Annotated in this window: 22 protein-coding genes; 12 read left to right on the top strand and 10 right to left on the bottom strand. The window is 37.8% G+C overall.

Features of this window, described 5'->3' with window-relative positions:
• Window positions 1–11: 11 nt before the first annotated feature.
• Window positions 12–2,573 carry a M1 family metallopeptidase gene (locus tag ACUN24_RS17890; protein WP_445563737.1) on the top strand — a complete coding sequence of 854 codons (2,562 nt, stop codon included), beginning with the start codon at window positions 12–14 and terminating at the stop codon, window positions 2,571–2,573.
• A 324-nt stretch (window positions 2,574–2,897) separates the two neighbouring features.
• Window positions 2,898–3,533, top strand: coding sequence for a SatD family protein (locus ACUN24_RS17885; protein ID WP_445563736.1), 636 nt, complete (start codon window positions 2,898–2,900; stop codon window positions 3,531–3,533).
• Between the two features lie 483 nt (window positions 3,534–4,016).
• On the opposite strand, the gene ACUN24_RS17880 is transcribed toward ACUN24_RS17885, so the two are convergent.
• Complete coding sequence (locus tag ACUN24_RS17880) at window positions 4,017–4,151, bottom strand: hypothetical protein (RefSeq protein WP_255511958.1); 135 nt, start codon at window positions 4,149–4,151, stop codon at window positions 4,017–4,019.
• Between the two features lie 179 nt (window positions 4,152–4,330).
• On the opposite strand from ACUN24_RS17880, the gene ACUN24_RS17875 reads away from it, so the two are divergent.
• The 5 genes from ACUN24_RS17875 to ACUN24_RS17855 are packed head-to-tail and all read left to right on the top strand — an operon-like array spanning window position 4,331 to window position 10,371.
• Window positions 4,331–5,713 (top strand): mercuric reductase, encoded by a 1,383-nt coding sequence (locus tag ACUN24_RS17875; RefSeq protein ID WP_445563735.1) that lies wholly within the window; start codon window positions 4,331–4,333, stop codon window positions 5,711–5,713.
• Between the two features lies 1 nt (window position 5,714).
• A complete protein-coding gene (locus ACUN24_RS17870; RefSeq protein WP_445563734.1) occupies window positions 5,715–6,674 on the top strand; it encodes an ABC transporter ATP-binding protein in 960 nt (319 codons plus the stop codon).
• A complete protein-coding gene (locus ACUN24_RS17865) occupies window positions 6,667–8,238 on the top strand; it encodes an ABC transporter permease/substrate-binding protein (RefSeq protein ID WP_445563733.1) in 1,572 nt (523 codons plus the stop codon). The genes ACUN24_RS17870 and ACUN24_RS17865 overlap by 8 nt, the downstream gene beginning before the upstream one ends.
• Window positions 8,238–9,389 carry an ergothioneine biosynthesis protein EgtB gene (gene egtB / locus ACUN24_RS17860; protein WP_445563732.1) on the top strand — a complete coding sequence of 384 codons (1,152 nt, stop codon included), beginning with the start codon at window positions 8,238–8,240 and terminating at the stop codon, window positions 9,387–9,389. The genes ACUN24_RS17865 and egtB overlap by 1 nt, the downstream gene beginning before the upstream one ends.
• 7 nt (window positions 9,390–9,396) lie before the next feature.
• Window positions 9,397–10,371, top strand: coding sequence for an L-histidine N(alpha)-methyltransferase (locus ACUN24_RS17855; protein WP_445563731.1), 975 nt, complete (start codon window positions 9,397–9,399; stop codon window positions 10,369–10,371).
• On the opposite strand, the gene ACUN24_RS17850 is transcribed toward ACUN24_RS17855, so the two are convergent.
• Window positions 10,368–11,441: an aminotransferase class V-fold PLP-dependent enzyme gene (locus ACUN24_RS17850; RefSeq protein ID WP_445563730.1), complete on the bottom strand. Its 1,074-nt coding sequence runs from the start codon at window positions 11,439–11,441 to the stop codon at window positions 10,368–10,370. The two genes, ACUN24_RS17855 and ACUN24_RS17850, sit on opposite strands and share 4 nt — an antisense overlap.
• A gap of 112 nt (window positions 11,442–11,553) precedes the next feature.
• Between ACUN24_RS17850 and ACUN24_RS17845 the strand changes: the two genes are divergently transcribed.
• Together ACUN24_RS17845 and ACUN24_RS17840 are read left to right on the top strand one after the other, a co-directional pair.
• Window positions 11,554–12,030, top strand: a complete 477-nt coding sequence (locus tag ACUN24_RS17845) for a DinB family protein (protein ID WP_445563729.1) — start codon at window positions 11,554–11,556, stop codon at window positions 12,028–12,030.
• A gap of 114 nt (window positions 12,031–12,144) precedes the next feature.
• Entirely contained in the window at window positions 12,145–12,528 is a 384-nt protein-coding gene (locus tag ACUN24_RS17840) for a VOC family protein (protein WP_445563728.1), read from the top strand.
• A 287-nt stretch (window positions 12,529–12,815) separates the two neighbouring features.
• Here ACUN24_RS17840 and ACUN24_RS17835 read toward each other — a convergent pair whose 3' ends face one another.
• From ACUN24_RS17835 to ACUN24_RS17825, 3 genes are all read right to left on the bottom strand, one after another.
• Window positions 12,816–14,012, bottom strand: a complete 1,197-nt coding sequence (locus ACUN24_RS17835; protein WP_445563727.1) for an acetate/propionate family kinase — start codon at window positions 14,010–14,012, stop codon at window positions 12,816–12,818.
• A 1-nt stretch (window position 14,013) separates the two neighbouring features.
• Entirely contained in the window at window positions 14,014–16,101 is a 2,088-nt protein-coding gene (gene pta / locus ACUN24_RS17830; protein ID WP_445563726.1) for a phosphate acetyltransferase, read from the bottom strand.
• Between the two features lie 189 nt (window positions 16,102–16,290).
• On the bottom strand, window positions 16,291–16,509 hold the full coding sequence (locus ACUN24_RS17825; RefSeq protein WP_445563725.1) for a DUF6965 family protein: 219 nt from the start codon (window positions 16,507–16,509) through the stop codon (window positions 16,291–16,293).
• A gap of 189 nt (window positions 16,510–16,698) precedes the next feature.
• Between ACUN24_RS17825 and ACUN24_RS17820 the strand changes: the two genes are divergently transcribed.
• Entirely contained in the window at window positions 16,699–17,376 is a 678-nt protein-coding gene (locus ACUN24_RS17820) for a competence protein (protein WP_445563724.1), read from the top strand.
• Between the two features lie 121 nt (window positions 17,377–17,497).
• Here ACUN24_RS17820 and ACUN24_RS17815 read toward each other — a convergent pair whose 3' ends face one another.
• The gene (locus ACUN24_RS17815) at window positions 17,498–18,079 is read right to left on the bottom strand and encodes a DUF4142 domain-containing protein (protein ID WP_445563723.1); all 582 of its coding nucleotides are present in this window, start codon (window positions 18,077–18,079) and stop codon (window positions 17,498–17,500) included.
• Between the two features lie 280 nt (window positions 18,080–18,359).
• The gene (locus ACUN24_RS17810; protein ID WP_315422576.1) at window positions 18,360–18,560 is read right to left on the bottom strand and encodes a hypothetical protein; all 201 of its coding nucleotides are present in this window, start codon (window positions 18,558–18,560) and stop codon (window positions 18,360–18,362) included.
• A gap of 197 nt (window positions 18,561–18,757) precedes the next feature.
• On the opposite strand from ACUN24_RS17810, the gene ACUN24_RS17805 reads away from it, so the two are divergent.
• Complete coding sequence (locus tag ACUN24_RS17805) at window positions 18,758–19,441, top strand: Crp/Fnr family transcriptional regulator (RefSeq protein ID WP_445563722.1); 684 nt, start codon at window positions 18,758–18,760, stop codon at window positions 19,439–19,441.
• Window positions 19,442–19,567: 126 nt separating this feature from the next.
• Window positions 19,568–20,149, top strand: coding sequence for a molybdenum cofactor guanylyltransferase (locus ACUN24_RS17800; protein ID WP_445563721.1), 582 nt, complete (start codon window positions 19,568–19,570; stop codon window positions 20,147–20,149).
• Between the two features lie 359 nt (window positions 20,150–20,508).
• Here ACUN24_RS17800 and ACUN24_RS17795 read toward each other — a convergent pair whose 3' ends face one another.
• The 3 genes from ACUN24_RS17795 to ACUN24_RS17785 form a co-directional block, all read right to left on the bottom strand.
• On the bottom strand, window positions 20,509–21,990 hold the full coding sequence (locus ACUN24_RS17795; RefSeq protein ID WP_445563720.1) for a rubredoxin: 1,482 nt from the start codon (window positions 21,988–21,990) through the stop codon (window positions 20,509–20,511).
• A 3-nt stretch (window positions 21,991–21,993) separates the two neighbouring features.
• Window positions 21,994–22,500 (bottom strand): nitrate reductase associated protein, encoded by a 507-nt coding sequence (locus ACUN24_RS17790; RefSeq protein WP_445563719.1) that lies wholly within the window; start codon window positions 22,498–22,500, stop codon window positions 21,994–21,996.
• 196 nt (window positions 22,501–22,696) lie between these two features.
• Window positions 22,697–26,245 (bottom strand): molybdopterin-dependent oxidoreductase, encoded by a 3,549-nt coding sequence (locus ACUN24_RS17785; RefSeq protein WP_445563718.1) that lies wholly within the window; start codon window positions 26,243–26,245, stop codon window positions 22,697–22,699.
• Window positions 26,246–26,252 lie beyond the last annotated feature (7 nt).

Here is a 26,252-nt window from a genome sequence, read left to right as displayed (position 1 = left end):
TCTTTATTTACATGACTACAATTACGAAATACCTTTGCCTTTTCTTACTATTGAATTCTACCTGTTTCGCGCAGCAGGCCACACAGGCTGTTGCTGTTGAACCTGGTGTTTCTCTTGCCCTGGCAAACTCCAGAAGTGCCGCGATAAGTAATATTCAGTATCAGCTTCATTTTACTATACCGGCAGCACAAATAGAGTCAATTCAGTCAACTGAAAATATTGATTTTAAGTTGAATAAGTTAATTTACCTGCAAATCGAGTTTAAGCAAGATGCAGACCATATCAAAAAAGTATCGGTTAATGGAAAAACCGTACCTGTCGATTTTAAAGCGGAACACATCTTAATCAAGCAAGCATATTTAAAGATTGGGAATAACCATATTGAAATCGAATTTATTGCCGGTAACGAATCGCTAAACAGAAATAAAGATTTTTTATATGCACTCTTTGTTCCTGATCATGCGAGAACGGTATTTCCTTGCTTTGACCAGCCCGATTTAAAGGCTAAATTTTTACTCTCATTAACTGTTCCAACCAATTGGAAAGTAATGGCTAATGCCGTTAAAAAAGATTCTGTGGTTCAAGCTAATGCGATCACCTATCATTTTAATCATTCGGATAAATTACCCACCTATTTATTCTCTTTTACTGCAGGGAAATACACGCTTGTTAATCAGAAAATGAAAGACCGTGATATGGAATTTCTGCACAGGGAAACCGATTCAGCTAAAATTAAACTCAGTGTAGATTCTGTTTTTATAGCCCATCGCGATGCCATCGATTTTTTGGAAAATTGGACTGCGATTAAATATCCCTTTCAGAAAATAGGTTTTGTCAGCATTCCTGATTTCCAGTTTGGTGGTATGGAGCACCCTGGTGAGGTGCAATATAAAGCATCTGCATTGTTTTTAGATCAGGGCGCAACCAAAGATCAGTTCATTTCGCGTTCAAATCTAATTTCGCACGAAACGGCGCATATGTGGTTTGGCGATCTGGTGACCATGAAGTGGTTTAATGATGTTTGGATGAAAGAGGTTTTTGCCAATTTTATGGCCGATAAGGTAACTGAAAAGTTAATGGGCAAAAACACTTTTGATCTTAAATTTTTACAAGATCATTATCCGGCAGCTTACGGCGTAGACAGGACATTGGGCGCTAATCCTATTCGCCAGCAATTGGATAACTTACAAGAAGCTGGATCGATGTATGGAAATATTATTTACCATAAAGCACCAATTATGATGCGTCAATTAGAGCTGTTAATGGGCAAAGAGAACTTTCAAAAAGGGATCAGGGAATACCTGAAAAAATACAGTTATGGCAACGCCACCTGGAACGATTTGATTGCCATTTTAAGTAAATATAGTAAAAGTGATCTGCTGAGTTGGAATAAAGTTTGGGTAAATGAACCTGGCCGGCCGGTTTTTAGTTATGATATTAAATACAGTGGCGATAAAATAAGTAACTTAAGCTTAAGTCAGAACAGTGAAATGGGGCAGGCTCGGGTGTGGCCACAATCTTTTACGATTAAGCTGGTTTATCCAACCTATAGTAAGTTCTTGGTAGTAAATGCAATGAATGCACAAACTGTTTTAAATGAAGCAAAAGGTCTTCCGAAGCCGCTGTATATTTTGTTTAATGCAAACGGTGCGGGATATGGTCTTTTCCCGATGGAGAAAGAGATGATGGCAAATCTTTATAATATTACTGATCCTTTAGAACGTGCATCGGCCTATATCAATGCGTATGAAAATATGCTATCGGGCAAAAGTGATAAACCTGAGGAGCTTTTAAATGTATTGCTTAAAGGTATAGCTACGGAAAAGAATGAGATGAACCTAAGGTTGATCACAGGGTATATGACCAATATTTACTGGACATTTTTAGCTGACGAAAAACGAACGGGTATTCATGCGGTGATGGAAAAAACAATTTGGGAAGCAATGAAGCAACAGCAAATGCAAAACAACAAGAAAATTTTGTTCAATGCTTACCAAAATGTATATCTGAGTGCCGAAGCTGGAAAAAGAATGTATAATATCTGGCTCAAGCAAACTGCGCCAACTGGAATCAAATTGTTAGAAGATGATTATAGTGCGTTAGCTTTAACGTTGGCGCTTAAAACAGATACGGCTAACACGATCTTAAAAGATCAGCTGGAACGGACCAAAAATGAAGACCGTAAAAACCGACTAATTTATTTAATGCCCGCATTATCTTTAAATGTTAAGGAAAGAGATCGTTTTTTTAATGGTTTAAAAGACCGGAAAAACCGACAGAAAGAAGCTTGGGTAACTACGGCTTTATCTTATTTGCATCACCCCATTAGGCAAAAAACATCTATTCATTATTTGAAAGAAAGCTTAGGTTTATTAGTAGAAATACAGCAAACTGGAGATATATTTTTTCCGCAATCGTGGTTAGCGGCTACCTTCTCGGGTTACAATAACAAAGAAGCAAATGCCATAGTGCAAGATTTCTTAAAATCACATCCTGCTTACAATCCAAAATTAAGGGATAAAATTTTGCAGACTACCGATAACCTTCGACGGGCGCAAATCATCATGCATTAACGTTTGATTAAATAAATTTGTTACAAACGGGTTTATGAAGAATTTATACTTTCGTCGCGAGAGCGTTAATTTAGATTTGAAAAGGGTAAGCATTAATTTGTTTGCCCTTTTCTTTTCAGATCTGGACTGGAAGCCGATTGACTTACTTATTCTTAATTTTAATATTCACATATAGTTACTCTTTGAAATCACTTTATAGATCAAATATGAATTAAGTAGTTATTTCACTTTTTGTGAAATAACATAATTTATGTCATTAATTGTGAAATAATATTAATTATTTCATTATATTTGATATAATTAATGGTAAATTAAAAAGATGATATGAAAGACTACTTTGTATTAATGGCGGATATAGTTGATAGTAGAAGAAGTGATCAAAATAAACTCATGAGTAACTTTAAAACAGTAGTTAGTGAAACTAATTATGAAAATAATGAACTCATGCTATCTCCGATGACAATTACTTTAGGAGATGAATTCCAGGGAATAGTTAATGATGCTAAAGCAGCTGTGAAATTGATATTTTCTATTGAGGAGAAAATTATACATCTCAACGCTGGATTTAAATTAAGATTTGTATTGGTTGAAGGAAAAATAGATACACCAATTAATAAAACCATTGCCTATGAAATGCTTGGTGATGGATTAACACAGGCGCGTGAAGCACTGGCAGTACACAAGAACTCAAACATTAGGTATTATTTTGATCTTAGAAATAAAACTAAAAGTGAAGCCTTAGTAAATAGCATGTTTTTATATCAAAGCATCGTTGATAATTGGAAAATTAGCAAAGATTATGATCTGATTACCAAATTCATTAAATTAAGGGATTATAAAGTTGTTGCAGAACAATTAGGGAAAACTCGTTCTCAAATATGGAAAAGAGAAAAAAGCCTTAAAATAGAAGAGTACTTTTCAGCTAAATCATTAATAAATTACATCTCAGAATTACCATGATCTCAATCTTAATTATAGGCATACTGATTATCACATGCGAGCTAATACTTGCCTTTTTGTTTTCACTTATTGCACAACAGTATTACAAAAAGTCGGAAATAGATATTAGATCAATTAGCAAAGGATTCATCGAACGTCTTTTTCTGACAATCTTTATGTTTAATGGTATTCCTCATGCGCTAACTTTTTTTAGTGCATTAAAGTTAGCAACTAGGTTAAAACATGACGATAAAACAGGGGAGACAGAAAAATTTAACAGCTATTATTTAATAGGTAATATGGTTTCTGTTACAGTTGCTCTATTTTACGTTTACATATGGAATCATGCGGGAGATATCGAAAATGCTGTAAATCGGGTTCTAAATAAATGAGTAATATTGGGTTATGAAAGTAATCCAATGAACCCAAAGTAGTTATTTACTTGGCTTAGGTTTTATCTCCAGCTGCTTTTAACATACGTGTTCACTAACCTTGTATAAAAGCCTAATTAAAAGACTCTGTCTCGTTATTAAGGTCATCCAATAAACCATTCAACAAAATTTCTCTTTTATCTTCAATAGAAGTATCGTCCTGGATATAAACAGTAAGGTTCGTATTTTCTGCGGCTTGAGTATACATAGCGGTCTGGTTTATGTTTATCAATTAAATGTCTATGGTTATTTAACGTAGATTTTTGAATATAGTTTGTAACTTTTTTATTTAAAATTTAATAATATTCCAGTTAAAGAATAAATTATTCCTGGTCAAACATTGATCTACTTATTCAGGTTATCATTACAACAAAACAAATCCTATCAATGAAATATTACGACGCGATAATTATCGGAGCGGGGCAGGCAGGTACACCATTAGCCAAAAAACTTGCTGAAGCGGGTAAAAAAACAGCCATAATTGAAAAAAGATTGGTTGGGGGTACCTGTATCAACGATGGTTGTACACCAACAAAAGCTATGATTGCTTCTGCAAGGGCAGTTTATCAAGCCAGAAAAGCAACTGAACTTGGCGTAGAAGTTGGAACCATCAAAATTGATTTCAAGAAGATAAAACAGCGCAAAGATGATATTGTAGAACAGTTTAGGGCATCGTCAGAAAAGGGAATTAACAATACCAAGGGACTCCGGCTCATTTTCGGAACAGCAAAATTCAGCGCTGAAAAAGAGTTAACCATCGCCCTTAACGATGGTGGTGAAGAAAAAGTAACTGCTGATTTGATTTTTATCAATACTGGTGCAAAAACTGCCATACCTGATATAGAAGGACTTGATGAAATTGATTATCTTACATCCACAACAATTTTAGATCTTGAAACCGTTCCAGAGCATTTGGTGGTGATCGGCGGCAATTACATCGGGCTGGAATTTGGGCAAATGTTTAATCGCTTTGGCAGTAAAATAACCATTTTGGAAAAATCATCAGGCATATTGGCTAAAGAAGACCAGGATATTTCATCAGCCCTTACCGAAATCTTAACGGATGAAAAGATTGAAATCATTACGGCTGTGAAGATTGATAAAATCAGTCAGGATAAAAAACAGCTTCATCTTTCAATCCAATCGGATAAAACAAAAAAGAACATTACGGCAAGTCATGTATTAATTGCAGCCGGACGCATACCGCAAACCGCTGATTTAGGCCTCGAAAATTGTGGTGTTAAATTAGATGATAAAGGACATGTAATCGTGAACGAAAAGTTGGAAACCAATATTAAAGGAATTTATGCATTGGGTGATGTAAAAGGTGGGCCTGCCTTTACCCATATCGCCTATAATGACTATACCATTGTTTACCTTAACCTGATTGAAGGAACGAAATATTCTATTCACGATCGGCCGATACCATACTGCATGTTTACCGACCCTCAGCTTGGGCGGATTGGCATTTCAGAAAAAGAAGCTAAAGAAAAGAAGTTGAATTATAAGGTCGCCGTTCTGCCAATGTCGAATGTTGCGCGCGGTATCGAAACAAACGAAACTTTGGGACTGATGAAAGCAGTTGTAGATGCTGACACTAAAGAGATTTTGGGTGCTGCTATCCTGGCCTCAGAAGGCGGAGAAATTATGTCTGTTCTGCAAATGGCAATGGAAGGCGGCATTACTTACGATAGGATCAGGTATTGCGTTTTTGCACACCCTACCTATACCGAATCGCTGAATAACTTATTTATGAAACTCGATAAATAATATGATCGAATTAAAAGGAATAAGCAAGAAATTTGGAGATACCGAGGCGGTAAAGCAAGTCTCTTTTAAAGTTGCCGAAAAGGAAACATTGGTATTGTTAGGTACCAGTGGATGTGGTAAAACCACCACTTTAAAAATGATCAATCGTTTAATTGAGCCCGATAAAGGCCAGATTTTGATCAATAATGAAAACATTACTGATCAGGATCCTGATGTATTGCGCAAGGGTATAGGTTACGTGATGCAGAATATTGGTCTTTTTCCTCATTATACCATTGCGGAGAACATTGCACTTGTACCTAAACTTTTGAAATGGGACAAGCAAAAAATTAAAAGCCGTACGCAGGAATTGATCCAAAAACTTCATCTACCGGAAAGCACGCTGGCGATGTATCCGCATGAGTTAAGTGGCGGACAGCAGCAGCGCGTAGGGCTAGCCCGTGCGTTGGTTACCGATCCATCGGTATTGCTGATGGATGAGCCCTTTGGAGCCTTAGATAACGTTACGCGTACCAGTATCCAAAAAGAATTTAAGGCACTCGAAGAGTTGAAAAGAAAAACGATTGTGATGGTGACACATGATGTTCAGGAAGCTTTTGAGCTGGCAGACCGGATCTGTTTAATGGATAAAGGTGAGGTAGTTCAGATTGGAATACCCAAAGAATTATTATATCGGCCTATAAACGATTTTGCAAGGAATTTTCTCGCTGGACAAAGGCTGGCCTTAGAGTTTAAAGTAATTAATATCCAGGATATTTGGACTTATTTACCTGAAGAAACCATTCATGAGGGAGAAAGTAACTCTGCTGATTTAAGTATATGGGAAGCCATGGAATTATTAAGGAATAATGACCAGTCTGAGCTTTTCGTTTCAGGCGCTGATGAGGCAATCAAATCGATCAATTTCGAGCAGTTAACCAAAGGATTTAATCAATACCAAAACGCACAACTGCATGAATGAGCAACAGCAAACCTTATGGCAATTTATGTCAGGGCAGTCTGATAAACTGCTCAGTCAAACTTTACAGCATGTAGGTTTAACCTTTATTTCTTTAATCCTCGCTATTGCCATCGGTTTACCATTAGGTATATTGATTGCGAGAAAGCGTAAACTTTCTGGAACGGTTTTGGGCATTGCAGGGGTGTTGCAAACTATACCAAGCATCGCTTTATTGGGTTTTATGATCCCGGTTTTAGGGATCGGTGCCAAACCGGCTATCGTTGCACTGCTTATTTATGCCTTGTTACCGATTATCCGCAATACCTATACGGGCATTATTGGCATCGATCAGCATGTTAAAGAAGCTGCCAGGGCCATGGGGATGAGTAAAGGCCAGATTTTACTAAGAGTAGAATTGCCGCTAGCTATGCCCGTTATTTTGGCCGGTATCCGTACTGCAACAGTGATTAATGTGGGCGTCGCTACATTGGCCTCTTTTATTGCTGCGGGTGGCTTAGGCGAGTTTATTTTTGGCGGTATTTCGCTTAATAATACCAATATGATTTTAGCAGGGGCTATCCCTGCTGCTTTACTGGCCATTATTCTGGATGCCTTACTTTCACTTGTCCAGAAAATGGATTTTAAGAAGCTGAGGAAAGCCTTGTACGTTTTTCCTGTCGTGATTTTGATTTTGGGTGGTTTTTATGCCTTACCAACCGCTTATGGCTCTACTTTAACAGCTGGATTTACTCCCGAATTTATGGGCAGGCAGGATGGCGACCTCGGATTAAAATCAACTTATGGTTTAAAAATACATACCATCGTGATCAGCGATGCAGTGATGTACAAAGCTGCTTTTGCAAAAGAACTGGATGTAATCAGTGGTTATTCTACCGATGGCCGCTTAAAAGCTTTCGATCTGAAAATTTTAAAAGACGATAAGAATATTTTTCCGCCTTACTATGCAGCACCAATAGTAAGGAATGAAGCCTTGAAACAATTTTCAAAGCTGGAAGAAACATTAAATCTGTTAGCTGGCAAAATAACTGATTCAGTAATGACCGATCTAAATTATAGAACAGATTACCTGCATCAAACACCAGAACGTGTCGCAAAGGATTTCCTGATCAGCAATGGTTTGTATAAAGCGCCTAAAAATGGAAATAATGGAGTAGTGAGGATAGGATCAAAGATTTTTGGTGAACAATACATTTTAGCTGAAATGTACAGCATGTTGATTAAAGGTAATACAGATTACGGGGTGTCTACCAAAACGGGACTCGGTGGAACGAAAATATGTTTTGATGCGCTGATGAACGATCAGATTGACTTTTACCCTGAATATACCGGGACAGGTCTTCTTGTTTTGTTGCAGCCAAACCCAAAAATTGCAAAGGAAATGGCGCACGATAAAGAGAAAACTTACAACTATGTAAATGCTGAATTTGAGAAAAAATTTAAAATCAAATGGCTAAAACCAATCGGTTTTAATAATTCTTATGCTTTAATGATGCGGCAAAAACAATCAAAAGATCTGAATGTTAATAGCATCACAGATCTTAAGAACTATCTGGATAAAAATTAATGACACTGCTAGAAGAATACTTACAGATTCGGAAATACTCCGAGCAGATTTGTGAACCTTTACAAACTGAAGATTATGTGGTGCAGCCTGTTGTAGATGTAAGTCCGCCTAAGTGGCATTTGGGGCATACCACTTGGTTCTTCGAAACCTTTATATTGAAGCCGTTTTCGGTTAACTATCAGGTATATAACGATGATTATAATTTCGTGTTCAATAGTTATTACGAAACCGTTGGCAATCGGGTAATCCGTACTGATCGTGGTAATTTAAGCCGGCCAAGCGTGAACGAAATTTACCAATACCGGGCTTATGTAGATGAAGCCATGACAATTTTTTTAAACACACCTTTAAAGGATGAAGTTAAGGAATTATTGGTTTTAGGCTTTAACCACGAGCAGCAGCATCAGGAACTGTTACTTACTGATATTAAATTTATTTTGGGTAACAATCCGCTTTTTCCCGTCTATTCGAAAGATAGAAAAGAAGTTTTAACCATAAACAAATCAGAACCCAGCTTTATCAATATTTCCGAAGGTGTTTATGAGATTGGTTATGATGGAACAGATTTCAGCTTTGACAATGAATTAAACAGTCACAAGGTTTACCTACACGATTTTGCCATTAGTAAAACCCTGGTAAGCAATGCTAAGTTTTTGGAGTTTATCAATGCAGGAGGGTATGAAAATTTTAGTTATTGGCATTCTGAGGGCTGGGATTGGGTAAAAAGCAACCACATCACATCACCCATGTACTGGCATTTGATTGATGGAGAATGGTATAATTATACTTTGGGCGGGCTTTTGCCAATTGATCCGAATGCGCCGGTAAGCCACATCAGTTATTATGAAGCTTATGCCTATGCCAGTTGGAGCGGCATGCGTTTACCAACTGAATTTGAATGGGAAATAGCAGCCAAACAATTCAACTGGGGCGAAAGATGGGAGTGGACTGAAAGCGCCTATTTGCCATATCCTGGTTTTAGTAAAGCACCAGGCGCCATTGGCGAATACAATGGAAAGTTTATGGTTAACCAGAAAGTGCTTCGTGGCGCGTCAACCGCTACGCCAGAAAATCATTCACGAATTACATATAGAAATTTCTTCCACCCGCATTTAAGATGGCAATATACAGGCATCCGATTAGTAAAATAGTATAAACATGACCACCACCACTATCGAAACAAAAACAGACAACAAAACACAGTTCCTTCAAGAAACCTTAGCAGGCTTACAATCCGAACCAAAATTTATGCTTTCTAAGTATTTTTACGATGCTACCGGAGACCGTATTTTTCAGCAGATCATGGAAATGGAGGAATATTATTTAACCAAAGCAGAAATGGAAATTCTGCAATACCAGGCCGACCAGATTTCTCAGGCGATATCAGCTGATGGGAGTGCTTTTGATTTAATCGAACTTGGTGCCGGTGATGCCACAAAATCTATTCATCTGCTCAAATCATTGTTAAATAACCAGGCAGAATTTAGTTATTTCCCGATTGATATTTCCGAGCATGTAATTTCAGATCTGGAAGAAAGTTTACCTCAAAAACTTCCCGGACTGAATATGAAAGGTTTAAATGGTGATTATTTTGATATGCTCAAAAATGCTACAGAATTATCTGATCGCAGAAAAGTAGTGCTTTTTATGGGGGCAAACATCGGAAACATGAGTATAACCGATGCCGGAAAATTCTGCTCTACATTAAAAGAACTACTTTCCCCAAAGGATTTATTAATAATTGGATTCGACCTGAAAAAAAATCCCCAACAGATTTTAGCTGCCTATAATGATAAAGGTGGAATTACCCGGTCATTTAATCTCAATTTGCTTCAGCGCATCAATAAAGAGTTAGATGGCAATTTCGACCTGGACAATTTTGAGCATTATGCCAGTTACGATCCCGAATCAGGAGCCTGTAAAAGTTACCTTATCAGTTTAAAAAAACAGATTGTTAATATTGGTCAAAATGCCATTCACTTTGCAGAAAACGAGTATGTTTTTATGGAAATATCACAAAAGTATTCACTTAATGATATTGATCGGCTTGCAGAAAAAACCGGGTTTAAACCGCTTAAACGTTTCTTTGATCAGCATCAATATTTTTTAGATGCGATCTGGAAATTAGGTTAACTGTGGCTATCCAAAACGTGGAGCAATTGATTTAAATCTTCTTCCGTATTATAAAAATGGAATGAAATCCTTGTGCCTGCTCCTCTTGGTGAACAAAGAATTTTGGCAGCAGCGATTTTGTCTACCATTTTCTGCTCAAGCGGCATGCTCATGATAGTAGATTGATATTTTCTCTCCAATATCCAATCTGGAATTAACCCTCTTGAATTTAAGGCTAACCTGGCTTTGTTAGAAATTGCCTGTGTGGTGTTTTCAATCCAATCGAAACCAAATGAACCAAGATAATTTAAACTTTCGTTTAACGTGCCGAAGTTTAAGGTATCCAGATGCCCGGGTTCGAAACACATAGATAAATGATCTTTGCCTTTTAAGAAAGGCGCTGTAGGTAATTCGGCCAGTTTGTTTTTATTATAAATGGCATCTTTCATCTGATCGGAAAGCAAGGCATAACCGTTTCCATATCCGGCTAAAAGCCATTTGTAACCACTTCCGATCAAAGCATCAAGGCCTGATTTTTCAAAATTAAAGACAGTAGTACCCAAAAACTGAGTTCCATCTCCAACTAATAAAAGGGCAGGGTAGCTTGTTTTTAGTTTCCGGATAAAATCCTCATCCATTCTGAAGCCACTAATGTATTGCACCATGCTAAATGCCAGTACGGTAGGTTTAAATTTTTCAATGGCATTAATGATATTCTCTTCTAGTTTTTCGTCGATTGGAATACTATGATAATCAAAACCCATGCTGATAACAGGGTAACTCACCGATGGATATTCCTCTTCCAGCAATAGAAAACGATGTTTTTTGTCTAACCCACTTAATAAAGTATTAAAACCAACTGAGAAATTCTGAACCAAATAGGTGTTATCAGATTTTGAACTGAAGAGTTTAGCCATGTTATTTCTAACCTCCGTAATAATGGGCAGATTTTCCATTCTGAAAATACTTCCGCCGGCAATAAAGTCTTGATCATGTTTAGTTCTCCATTCTGCCAGATTGGTAGATAAAATGCCTGAATTAGCCGTGTTGAGATAGGTATATGCGGTGAGGATCGGAAAAGATAGGTTCATGCTCAAAATTAAAAGAATTGTGCGTTAAAAAAATAAATGCTGCCCCGAAATTAATTTTTATACAAACCTATGAGAATCGCATTTGTTAGGTTAATACAATGCTAATGTTATTATGGAAAATCAAACATCAATACTGGTTACAGAACTTAAAAAATTATTAAATGGGGGTGGAGCACATGTAGGCTTTAAAGATGCTGTCGCTAACCTGACTTTTAATCTCCTGGGCGAAAAGCCTTACAACTTACCATACAGTATTTGGCAATTGGCCGAACACATTAGAATCGCTCAGTGGGATATGCTTAAATTTAGTAAGGATGGATCGCATCAATCGCCTAAATGGCCGGACGAATATTGGCCGAAAGAACCGGCACCTCAAGATGAACATGCCTGGAACAATACCCTAAAACAGATTGATGATGACTTGGAAGAATTTATAGCTTTGCTAGATTCTTCAGATTTATATGTGCCAATTCCACATGGTGATGGACAAAGTATCTTACGTGAAGCCTTACAAATTGCCGATCATAATGCTTATCATATTGCCGAGATTGTTGTCATCAGGCGTTTATTGGGTGCCTGGAAAAGCTAAGGAAATTGTCTCGTTTGAACCCGTACTTTGCCGCTTATGCAGCCGGTTACTATTATTTTTATCCGCTAAATTTAACTGTTCGTTCTCATAAAAATTGATTAATAAATAGATTTTATGTTACAAAACTCAAAAGCATTCAGTTCATTTTCAGTAGATGATGTACAGCAAGCAAAAGATTTTTATCAGGGAGTATTGGATATTGAAGTTAAAGATAATCCAATGGGCTTAATCGAATTGGTTATTCCCGGATCAGCAAATGTTTTACTTTATCCAAAGCCAAATCATGTACCTGCAACTTTCACAGTACTTAACTTTCCTGTAGAAAATATCGATCAGGCTGCCGACGAATTGATTGCCAAGGGAGTAAAGTTCGAGATTTACAATGAAGAGTATTTAAAAACAGACAATAAAGGCATCTCACGTGGAAACGGAGGACCAAACATTGCCTGGTTTAGAGATCCTGCTGGTAATATTTTGTCTATTTTAGAAACTTCTTAAGCCTGGCTAGACTTCCGAAGTTGGCAAAGCGCAAAGGCCATAGTGCAAACTTCGGAAGTCTTTCCCTATTCAATGGTCGGTGAGCCACTGACCATAAATTTAATTCAGATTAGTTTGATAGCGCATAACACTTTAAGAAGTTTTGTGATGGTATGGATTTATGAGTGCGGTCTGTGAGGACACAGACCAAGGAGATAGGCTTGGCAAGGCTTCCGAAGTTGGCAAAGCGCAAAGGCCATAGTGCAAACTTCGGAAGTCTTTTACCCCAAACTTCGGAAGTTTTGCAATTAGCCTATAAGCCCAAAACATTGATGTGCAATTTCGTATTCTTCATTGGTTGGAATAACCAATATTTTAACCTTTGAATCGGCTGCGTTAATCTCTTTTAATTCGCCATTATAGCCTGTATTTTGAACCGGATCTATTTCGATACCTAGATAATTCAGTTCTGAGCATACAGCTTCACGCATGTTGCTGTCGTTTTCACCAACCCCTGCGGTAAATATAATAGCATCAATGCCGTTCAATATAGCAGCATAAGCCCCTATAAATTTCTTAATCCTGTAAGCATATAATTTAAGGGCTAAAACTGCAGCTTCATTTCCTTCATTTACCATTTTTCTGATGTCGCGCATATCGCTCGATCCACCTACACCCAAAAGCCCGGACTGTTTATTAACCAGGGTGCTTAGTTGCTCTAAGGTATATCCGGAATGCTCCATCAGATGAAAAATAACAGATGGATCGATATCTCCGGAACGTGTGCCCATCATTAAGCCACTTAAAGGGCCAAAACCCATGCTAGTATCTATTGATTTACCATTTTTAATGGCAGTTATACTGCAGCCATTTCCTAAGTGGATGCTGATTATTTTACTGTCTTTTTTGTTTAACCAATTAATCGCCTGTTCGCTTACATATTTATGGCTGGTGCCATGAAATCCATATACCCTGATGCCATATTCTTTGTAGTACCATTCCGGAATAGCATAACGATAGGCCTGTTCTGGTATCGTTTGATGAAATGCCGTATCGAATACCGCAATTTGTTTCGCGTTTACAAAAGTCTCTTCGGCTACTTCAATACATTTATAATTAACAGGATTATGCAATGGAGCAAGTGAAAACAACTTTTTGATCTGCTGTTTTACCTCGTCAGTAATAATTGTAGGACCAGAAAAATGTTCACCACCATGTACTACACGATGACCAACAGCTGTAACATCATCAGGACTTGTAATTACTGCGTATTCTCCCTGTGTTAATAGTGCCAAAACCTGTTTTAAAGCTTCACCATGGTTGGCTATAAAACCTGCTTCTTCTATGCTGTGTTTTTCGCTATTGGCATAAACTGTATGTTTTATAAACGAACCCTCAATGCCAATCCGTTCTACCAGCCCACTGCAAACTGGCGCTTTTTCGGGCATTTTAAAAAGCTGGTATTTTAAGGAACTACTTCCCGAATTGATTACTAAAATGTTCATATTAAATATCCTGGCATTGAATCGCTGTAATTACAACGGTGTTAAAAATATCATCTACCGTACAGCCACGGCTCAAATCGTTTATTGGTTTGTTTAAACCTTGTAACATTGGGCCAATTGCCAATGCCCCGGTTTCACGCTGTACCGCTTTATAAGTGTTGTTACCTGTGTTTAAATCGGGAAAGATAAGCACACTTGCTCTACCTGCCACTTCAGATCCCGGTAGTTTTTGTTTACCCACAAGTGGATCTACAGCAGCATCATATTGTATTGGGCCTTCAATTTTTAATTCCGGATGTTTTGCTTTTACTATTGCGGTAGCTTCTCTTACGCGTTCTACATCTTCACCCTCACCAGATGTTCCGGAAGAATAAGAAAGCATGGCAATACGGGGTTCAATGCCAAATTTTGCACTACTCTCTGCTGAGGAAATTGCTATTTCGGCTAATTGCTGGGCAGTAGGATTGGGGTTAACCGCGCAATCGCCAAATATGGCAACACGCTCCGGCAGGCACATAAAGAAAATAGAAGAAACCACTGATACGCCGGGTTTGGTTTTAACAAACTGCAAAGCCGGCCTGATGGTATGTTGTGTGGTATGTACGGCACCCGAAACCATTCCATCAGCATCCCCTTTATAAACCATCATTGTACCGAAATAAGAAACATCAGTCATCATGTCTCTGGCCATTTCCAGATTAACATTTTTGGCTTTGCGCAATTCATGCAAGGTATCTACATAATCGTTGTAATGTACAGAACGGCCAGGATTGTGAATTTTTAAGGTGTTTGTATCTAAATTTAATCCGAGTCGCTTAATGCTGTTGGTAATTTCAATCGGATCACCTAAGAGTGTAATGTCTACAATTTCCTGGGTGATAAGTTTTTCGACTGCTTTTAAAATGCGTTCATCATTACCTTCAGGCAAAACGATATGTTTTTTATCACGTTTGGCCCATTTAACCAATTGGTACTGGAACATGTGTGGCGTAATGCCCTGGTAGCTGAAGGTGATAATTTTATCATCGAGTGCTTTAATATCCACATACTTTTCGAAAAGTTCTATCGCTAACGCAATTTTTTTCTTATTCTCGATCGTAATTTTAGAATGGATGCCACCAATGGTTGTAGTGGTTTCAAAAGTTCCTTTTTGTACAGCAATAATTGGGATAATGGTCTGTAAACCTTCAATCAATTTAATAATTGGCTCATCAGGTAAGCTGCCTGCGGTTAAAACAATACCAGCGATTTTTGGATAATTGGCTGATAAATTGGCCTGAAGCGCCCCAATAATAATATCACCGCGATCACCTGGGGTAACAATAAGCAGGTTATCTTTAATGTGCCTTAAAAAGTTAGGTAACATCATGGCGCCCGTTACAAAATTATCAACCTGATTATCTAATAATTCAGAGCCAAAAAGCACTTCGCCACCTAAGGCTAAAGTAATTTCGTTCATGGTTGGACTTTGCAGACCATTTTCAGTTGGAATAACGGCGATAAGCAGTTCCGCCGGTAACTGATTAATTAAAGCTTGTTTAATACGGTCCGCTTCCTCCGGATTCACCATATTGGCCACTACACCTAATACCTGTACATCACGCAACAGGAAGTTCCGGTAGATATTAATAGCTGATTTAAAAAGCTGACTTGCCGTTTTGTTTTTCCCTGATACCACTATTAAAACAGGTGCACCTAAGTTTTTGGCCATTAAAGCATTCGATTCGAATTCAAATGCCATGCCTTCTCCTAAAAAATCACTTCCTTCAATTACGGTGAAATCGTAGTTGTCTTCTAGTTTTTTATATTTACTGATGATGGTATTGATAATCGCTCCGCTATCTTCTGATTGATGGAGCATTTCTTGCCGGGTAAAGGCAAAAGCATCTTCATATTTAACAGGAAGCGAAAAATAATCTAACATCGCTTCTACATGTTCATCTTTTTTATTCGGATCGTCTTGTGCAATAATCGGTTTAAAATAACCTACTTTCTGGGTTTTTGCCAGTAACATATTGATCATCCCGAAAGCAATTACTGATTTTCCGGTATAGGGTTCGGCCGAAGCAATGAATATATTTTTAGTCATAAATAAGGAGCAATGTATAAGAATAACCAATTACGCCCAATATAGTTGGAAATATTTATTTTAAAAATTAAAGTAGGTTAAGTTTTAAAAGGTTACACAAACCCGTTATTAAATGGGGCTTAACGGCCAGAAAAAAACCAGATCAATTTGGTCTTCACCTTTAAAACAAGCCATTTTTTAATCCGTTTTTTATGTATTAGATTCAATCAATAACTTTAACATTTTCAGCCGATGCATAATTGGCAGGTTCACTTTTGCTTCGGGATTAAGCTTTAAAGGCATAAAATGACTTTCCAAAAAATGGGCATAATCGGTGATTACGGTAGCCTGATTCAGATAAATTGGAACCTCTTGCTTTCCTGCTTGGGTAAAAAAATCTTCTAGCTGCTGTATTTCTTGGATGGTCATCCTACAAAGTTATCATTCTATTTTGAGCAGATCGAATTAAATTTATTGTTAGTTGGTATTTGCCTAATGTTCAATCATAATGATTTAAATATTATTCTGATTAGAGGTGTAGTTTATTTTTGTACTAAAAATTTTAGTTTAAATTTGTGCTTCCCTAAAATAATTGTTTTTGTATTGTGTGGCTAGAGAATGGATAATAGTGAAATAAGAAAAGATCTACATCATGTTGAAATCGTTCCGGATGTTTCTTCATTTAAAAAGGAACATTACCGAAAAGAAACGGTGTGGCACCGGGATTGGAAGTTGGCTTTTCCACCGTCGTTTAGAGAGGTTGCCTTCTATGATACTGCAAATTCAGATACTCACCGGGCAGATATTTTTACCCCGTCGGGTTATACCATCGAGTTTCAAAACTCTCCCATAACACTTGCCGAACTGAATAGCAGAGAGGCTTTTTACCCAAATTTGATATGGGTATTAAATGGTAAAAAATTTAAAGGTTTTAAAATATTGAAACACCTGCCTGATGTGGATGATCCGAAACTAAAGCATTATGAGTTCTGCCATTCCGATCACCTTTCAATGGTTAGAAAAGCTGAGGTAATGCAGGGAATACCCAATCCAAAAATACTTAATTTTTACCATCCGGATTTACAGGGAGTTAAATTCACCTCAAACCTATATTCTTTTTGCTGGAAACAGCCGCATAGTGTATGGTATTTAGCTACCGCTAAAATTATTGTTGACTTAGGCGGACATTTTTTATATGAACTAAAACAGCGTAAACAACTAAACGGAAATTACCCGTACCTGGAAATGTTAAAGAGAAAAACCTTTATCGATTGGCATACCCCGCCAGAAGTTTAAGATAATATAAGTTATAAACACATTTGAGATTGCGATATAGACAGATGGAAAGGAAATTTCAGTAATAAAAAAACGTATTAAAACGTCATACATGTCAGGCGTTTTAATACGTTCAGCAGTCTTATTTCATACTGTCGTTTATTTTATTGATCATGACTAAATGGCTTTGAACAATTGGTGCAGTTTTAGTTGCAAAAGATTTAAGATCTGCGTCTTTTCCATCTTTTGATTCATCTTCCATTAATTTTAAGGTAGATTTATGTCCATCGACCATTGCGCTTACATAAGCTTTATCAAAATCTGCACCTGTTTTTTTGCTTAGGTCTTCCATTTTTTTCTTATGCTCATCATCTACTGTACTTGGCAGCGTAATGTTTTTTTGTTTTGCTATCGCCATTAATTCGGTATTTGCCATACCATGGTCTTTAACCATCATGGTTGCAAATTCTTTAACCTGCGGATTACTGCTTTTTTCGAGGGCCATTTTTCCCAATTCTACTTCTGCCATACCACCAACAGCTGCCTGAGTAGTAAATTTAGCATCAGCTTCTTCAACTGCAATTCCACCTGTAGCTGTGGTATTTGTGGTGGTATCTTTTGTCCTATTTAAACTGTCGGCACTTTCTTTGGCATCTTTATTTCCACCATTACAGGCCTGAAAGGCTAGGGTCGAAATGGCCATTACATACATTAACTTTTTCATATCCATTGTTTTTGTTGTATATGGATAACATGTTGTAATGCAAAAGGGTTTTAGCTTTTTGAATAGTTGTGCGTTTGGAGAACAATCAGTTACGACTTCTTTATTATAAATTATAAGTGAGGGTGACGATAAAAGAAAGAATCTGTATCATAAATATAGAATTGTCATCCCGAGTTTGTAGAAGAACCTGTTTTAAATGCCTTACAAGGCGTTTCGACAGGCTCGACGTGACAAATTCGATTGAATACAATTATGATACAGCTTCTTAATGTTTAAACTTTTACAATTTTACCCTCTTAGCTTTTGGTTCAGGTTTTTCAGGTAGTTGTATCGATAAAATCAAATCAATACTTTCCGAATTGGTTTCATAATCGGCTGCAATTTTTTCCCATCTTTTTAATTCTGATTGTAAGGTTTCAATTTCCTTACCTAATGATTCGATCTTATTCTGGATTGATTTTCTAACGTTTGTATTTGCCATAACACAAAATTATCATTTGAAGGCATATCTTTAAACTTCTTTGTTGCAAGCGTGTAAATAAAAAATGCTAAGTGTTCTATTTCAGCTAGTTTTATTCTTATAAAATTTTCAACAATAGTGAAGAACCGCCGAATTTGTGTGGCATAGCATAAAATTGTGCAATCATTTGTTATTTTTACCCAACATCCCTGATAAATATGAAGAAAAACAATAGCTGCGATCTTAAAACCTGCTTTATGTGCCAACTCACATTAAAAGAATGGCATCCTGCTATTGAAGGTCATAAACGGAATTTTATTGCAAAAAAAGGGGAGTTGATTATCAAAGAAGGCGATCCTGTTAGTGGTGTTTATTTTGTAACTTCAGGCAATGTGAAAGTGCATAAACAATGGGGAGATAAAGAACTGATTTTACGCTTTGCAAATGATGGCGCCATAATCGGACATCGGGGAATCAGCAGCAACACTTCTACCTACCCAATCTCAGCAACGGCTTTAGAAACCACTAAACTTTGTTTTGTAGATATCGAATTTTTTAAATCCACCATAAAAGTAAACCAGGAATTTGCCTATGGTTTATTGATGTTTTATGCAGACGAACTACATGCTTCGGAAAAGAAAATGCGTAATTTGGCTTTAATGTCGGTAAAAGGAAGACTTGCAGTAGCCATTTTAGGATTGCGAGATCAGTTTGGACTAGACGAAGGGGGATTTTTAAATCTGGCTTTAAGCCGTCAGGATTTGGCTGCCTTTACCGGCGCAACTTATGAAACTGTTTTTAGAACAATGAATGAGTTACTCGCTGAAAAATTAGTGGTAGTTAATGGAAAGCAGATCGGCATTTTAAACGAGGCAGGGTTAATAGATTTGAGCAGTAAATAATTAAGGTTTATACTTTTTAATTTTTAAAAATTCGCTGTGTCACACTGAGCGTAGTCGAAGTGTCTTTGCTAAACGTTTATTTTGTTCGGCTTAACTGATAAATAGTTTTTAATTATTGATAATTATATGTTGGGAATCGTTTTATGTGGCGGACAAAGTTTGCGCATGGGCACTGATAAGGGATTACTTAACCTTGAGGATAAAATATGGGCACAGGTTTCGGCTGATAAATTGGGATCGCTTGATCTCCCTGTAAAGTTTTCAATTAATCCATTGCAGCAACCCACTTATGCCGGTTATTTCAACGATCAGCAGCTGATTGTCGATGATCCTTCGCTTGATGTTAGAGGGCCATTATTGGGCGTGCTTTCTGCTCATCTATCCAATCCTGAAGAAGATTTATTTTTATTGGCTTGCGATATTTTGTTGATGGAAACCAGATTGTTGGAAAAACTTATCCATTCCGCCAAAGATGATGATGCTTTCGATGCCTATATCTTTACCAAAGATGGGCAACAGGAGCCCTTGTGTGGAATTTATAAAGCGGAAGGATTGAAGAATATTATAAAGCTGCTAAAATCCAATGGATTAGCCAGGCACAGCATGAAATACACTTTAAGTAATTTGCGGGTTTGTGAAATTAGCGTAGATGACCATGAATACCGTTATTTCGGGAATTTTAACTCGCAAGAGGAGATAAATAGCTAACCTCACACTGAGATATAATTTATTTTATAAAATCAATATTAGTGACGTGTAATTGGTTGCTTTTGGCATACACCACGCTCTTGCCTCGGCTCGCCGCCGCCGAAAGGCTCTCTCTTTTTGGCATCAAAAAGAGACAAAAAATGCCGGCTGAAAATTTATTCATTTGTTGTTTATAAATTCAGTTGCATTCATGAGGGCTTCGCCGTTTTCTTTTGAAGCCAGTTGTTCGGCCAGAACAGTGCCGCCCGAAAAATTTGTTAGGCCGGATTTAAGTAGAACGAGGATACCGTGCTATGGCCTAACTGGATGGAAATGCGAAAGTATTTAAATGATTCAACATGAAGATCCCTATTGTGTTTTTACAAATGCTGTAATACGGATTGATCAATTTTAGTGAAATTACTTTTCTTTCCTTCGCAAAGTGTGCAGCAATAATCATCTGGTAAATCTTTAAATGCCGTATCTGGATTGATATTATTTTCAATTTCCCCGATCCGCTCGTTATACACAGTTAAACAATTGTTACATTGATATAAAAAAGTGCCAACTTTTATTGCGGTTTCTTCTGTTTGATTGTTCTGTTTTTGTTTCCCTGTGTTAATTGCATTTAAACGGTATTTGTAAAATTTAAATATAGCGCGTCTAAGTTGTTCTGGCAGTAGAAAACTGGGATTGCTCCGGCTAAAGATTTCACCGGTACGCTCGTTGGGGTTAAAATCTTTCGCACACAAAATATCATAAACAGGGAACAGTTTTATACCCAACAAATTAATGAGATGACGTTTTTGGATCAAAATACTACTAAAAACCTCACTTTTTTTTCGGGTTTTAATTCCTAAACAAATGCCAAAAGTTCGGGTATCATCAATGCTTAAATGTTTAACCAGGAAGCTTTTTAATGCTAAACCTTCGTTGCAGTTATCTTCCACCTGAAAATTTAGCTCGTTGGCCGCATGCCGCATATTGATCTCGAATTCTTCAAGCAAGGCATTCCAAAGGTTTTTATCTTTCTCGTCTATCCCTTTTACAATAATGGTTTTCCAGGATGTACAGCACAATTGACCGAGTTTGGTATCTAAACAAAGCTGACATAGTTTTTTTAAAAATGCAATGCTGAACAGTTCATCGCGCCTGTAAATACCCAGCCAATATTTATTATTGTAGCGGTTTAAACCTTCGTAATAAGGTAGGTTGAATGAAGATAGGGATACCGTGTTTTCGGCTGGTTTAAGAATAAAATTTTGTTGATCTAAAAGTGCAAAAAGCTCTTCGCCATTAGCCAGAGCATTATCTATGAAACGTGTTGGGTTATTTCTGATAATGACTGCTAACGACTTGGTTACCTGAGCAATGTGATTAGTATAACAGAGTTGATTCCATTCGTAGGTTACGTTGGTTTTAGGAAAGCGAATAATCAAATGCCAGTAATGTTCTGATTGTGAAGAGGCAATCCAATTAATATTTCCTGTTAGCATTGGCGTGAAACTCTGGTCGCTATCGCAGATATTTACTTTTATTGAGGGTTTAAAATCGATGTCATCCAGAATATCTTTATATACGCCTTCAGTAAGCCAGGTTTTACGGATAAAAATTTCTTCTGCCGGGTATGAGCTGATGATGTTCGGGAAATTATTATTGTCAACTTCATAGTCGATCCCAAGTTTATCCAATTCACAGGTAAAGATGTCAATATTGTAGGTTGTAGTATCAAGCAATAACTGCTGGCGAAGGCCGAAACGAACATACTGAATCCTCGCTTTTGTCGCCGCAACCAGAATGTTGTACAGATTGCCCGGTGATATGATCCCGCCCGGAAAATTAATAATAATGGTTTGATACATGACTTAACGATTTAGAAGTCCAAATTCTATTATTGCTTTAGGGAAATTCTTATTTTCGTGCCCTGTCCAACATAGTTTTAAAAGTGCAAATCTTTGTATATTAGTGAGTTTTCGCCATTGGTTGATGGAAAGATGCAGTTGAAATTCAGTCAGTTTGTCCTTAAGCATTGCAGGGATTTGATGTAAATTTCCCCAGTCGGGTAAGGGTTCGATGGGCAGGATTGTCGCCTGGTTTCCTGTGTATTTAGTAATCAAGCCGATTAAAAACTGATGATAATTATCTGTTTGCTCCTGAGTTGAAACCGGAAGTATTGCCAATTGAACTCTTTCAGCAGGAAGAAATCTGCTCCATTCGGCCAATTTTAATTTTATTCCTGCGGCATCCATTTTAAAACGCACAATCATGGGGATACAACGCACATTTTCTTCAATAAAATCTTCTTCGAACTTAAAATATTCAATCCCTTTTAAGTTTTTAAATTCTGAAGGAGTGAATTTTATTTTCGTCATGTTATTTTAGTTTAAATATTCTTTAACAATCCCTCGTCATTCCCTCGCGGGCGGGAATCTTAATGCAACCTACAAACCTGCCGTGGCATTACGATTCCCAATCAAGTTGGGAATGACGATATCCAGCGCCCGACCACCTCGACCCTGATTTTTTCCAAAACTTATTCTCAGGATGAAGAACCAACACAGTTTATCATTATGCTATTAAAGCAGGTTTTGGTTCTGTCTTAAGCACATTTACAAACGAATCTAAAATCGCTTTTACTTCTGGTCTGCAACTCCCACAGCCCATTCCTGCACCTGTGAGCTGGCAAAGCTGCAAATGATCTTTACAGCCATCTTTTATTTTATTGATCAGGTTGCCTTCCCCAACATTGTTGCAACTGCATACGGTTTTGCCGATAATAGGTTCGGTTGTTTTGCCGCTTCTTAACAGTTGGAGTCGCTTTTCGCTCAGCTCCATTTTATTTTCGATCAGGTTGCGGAATTCCAGGAACTCACTTTTATCTCCAATTAATATGGCGCCAACCAGCTTATCGTTGTGTACAATACATTTTTTATAGTAACGTTTGGCTTTATCGATAAAAACAATTTCCTCATAGGTAGGGTCGTTATTCGGTATTTCTGCCAAACCTAAAGAGCAGAGTTCTAAACTGTGCATTTTTAGGATATTCATCAGTAAACTGCCCTGGTAGAATTTCGCAATATCTCCACAGAGAAACCGCGCTACAATTTCGGCCTGTTGTTCTGCTGCTGCGGTAATACCGTACATCTGACCATTAAATTCTGCAATTTCGCCAATGGCATAAACGTCTCTTTCATTGGTTCTCAGGTATTCGTCAACCACGACTCCTCGTTTACATTCAATTCCTGCTTCTTTAATCAGTTCTGTGTTTGGGACGGTACCTATGGCAATTACTAACGATTCACAATCGAGCAATAAACCGCTTTTTAAACGCAGACCTGTAATGCTTTTTTCACCGATAATGCGGTCTACCTCATCGTTGTAGAAAATTTCGATGCCTTTGCTAATCAGTTCTTCATGCAACAATTGACTACCCAATGCATCTAACTGGCGGCCCATTAATCTCGATATCCTTTGGATTATCGTCACTTTTGATCCTGTTTCGGCCAAAGATGTAGCCAGTTCGATTCCTAATAAACCACCGCCTACAATCACTACTTTTCCATTTGTGGTGTCGATGTGTTTTTTAAAACTATCAGCATCATTTCTGCTTCGCATGGTAAATATGCCGTTTAGTTTCGGGAGATCTTTAAGTACAAAAGCCCTGCTTCCGGTGGCCAGAAGCAGAACGTCGTAGTGGTGGACTTCTCTGTTGCTATCGGTAACGGTTTTATTTTCTTTATCGATTTTATCAATACCTAAACCTCGGTGTAGTTTTATCTTATAGTCTGTTTCCTCACTATCACTCATTTTAATGAGGTTATGCCAGGGTAACGTGCCAATGATATAATCGGGGAGAAGTACCCTGTTGTAAAACGGAAAATTCTCTTTACTGAAGATCTCAATATCGTCTTCGGTATTTAAGGCCCTGTAGCTTTTAACAAAACCACAGGCACCGGCACCTGCACCGATCACAATAATCTTTTGCCGGGCTTTTTTATATAGTTTAACTTGTACGGCACTGAATTTGAAATCAGGTTCTTTGCTCTGCGGATCGACCAGGTTATTGGTGAGATTATTTACCCGGTTTAAATCACTTCTTAGAATTTTACCCCAGTGCATGGGCATAAAAACTACTCCGGGTTTAATGTCTTCAGAGAATTTTGCTTTTACACGTACATTTCCGCGCAAACTGGAAATTTCAATAACATCATTATCGTTAATATTCCGGGTTCTGGCATCAATTGGGTTGATTTCTAAAAAAGATTCGCTGATGTGCTGGTTCAGTTTATTTACCTTGCCTGTTTTGCTTCGGGTATGCCATTGGTCTCTGATTCTTCCGGTGGTTAAAATCAGTGGATGTTCTGACGTTAAAGTTTCCGATTGGTTCTGATCATCAAATGATAGAATATTGGCTTTTTTATCTGGTGTATAAAACTGATGATCGGTAAATAACCTGGCTGTTCCAAATGCCTTTTCTTGCTTCGGATACGGCCATTGAACGGCTCTTTTTTCTCTTAAAATTTCATAATTAAGTCCGCTGATATCAATATTGGTTCCTTCGGTAAGGGCTGTATGTTCATCATATATTTCGCTTGCATTTTTAAAATCGAAACCGTGATAGCCCATTTTTTTTGCAAACCGGCAGATGATTTCCGAATCTGGCAGCGCTTCTCCGGGTGCTTCAGTTACTTTGCTTAGGTAAGAAATATAACGCCCTGCATTGGTCATGGTGCCTTCCTTTTCAACCCAGGCCGCTGCAGGCAAAACCACATCAGCATATTTTAAGGTTTCTACTTTGTTGCTAATGTCTTGAACAACTACAAACTTTGCTTTTTTTAAACCTTCTTCGGCCATTCGGACATCTGGAAGGCTGATCAGCGGATTGGTACATAGAATCCATATTGCTTTCAATTTACCGGTATTAAGTTCATCGAACATTTCGGTGGCAGTTAACCCTGGTTTAGACTTTATGGTACCCAAGGGGATCTGCCAAAATTTCTCAACCTCCTTGCGGTGATTTTCATTGCCTAAAACACGGTGTGCCGGTAATAAATTACTTAAACCGCCAACTTCGCGGCCACCCATGGCATTTGGCTGTCCGGTAAGCGAGAAAGGACCGCTTCCAGGCTTGCCAATGTGACCTGTAATCAGGTTCAGATTAATTAACGAAAGGTTCTTATTAGTGCCCACTACACTTTGGTTAAGCCCCATCGTCCACATGCTGATGAAACCTTTTGCATTACCGATGTAAGATGCAGCTAAACGGATGTCACTTTCTTTGATACCGCAAATGTCTGCCGCTTCTTCCAATGAAGTTGCGAAAACAGTAGCACGGTATTTTTCGTAACCATTAGTGCTGTTGATGATAAAATCAGCATCGATTTTTCCATCTTCAATCAAACATCTGCCCATGGCATGGTGCAGGGTAATATCGGTACCCGGATTAAGCTGTAAATGAACATCTGCTAATGAGCAGGTTTGTGTTTTACGGGGGTCGCTAACAATAATTTTTAAATCAGGATTTTTCTGCTTTGCGGCTTCAACACGGCGCCACAGGATAGGATGGCACCATGCTGGATTTGCGCCTGCAACAAAAATACAATCAGCAATTTCAATATCATCGTAACTAATGGGCACGGTATCCTCGCCTAAGCTCATTTTATAACCAACAACCGCGCTGCTCATACATAAGCGGCTGTTGGTATCGATGTTATTACTACCGATAAATCCTTTAATTAATTTATTTACTACGTAATATTCTTCTGTTAAACATTGTCCGCTGGCATAAAAAGCAACGCTGTCAGGACCGTGTTTTTTAATTAATGCTTTAAAAACGGCTGCTGTCCTTTCCAATGCGGTATCCCAACTTACCCTCTGGAGAGGCATGTTTTTATTGTAACGCATTTCGGGGTAAAGCAACCTGTCGCTTTTGTCATTTGCTGTATAATGAAGATTCATGCCTTTGCTGCACAACATGCCTTTGTTCACAGGATGATTTTTATCTCCTTCAACAGTTATCCGCTCATGGATATCTTTATTTACCACAATACCACAGCCCACCCCGCAATAACAGCAGGTGGTTGTTTTATTCGGCGATATATTTTTTTCTTCTTTCAAATGATCG

Source organism: Pedobacter sp. WC2501 (genome assembly GCF_052682415.1).
This window is presented reverse-complemented; position numbering and strand designations above follow the sequence as displayed.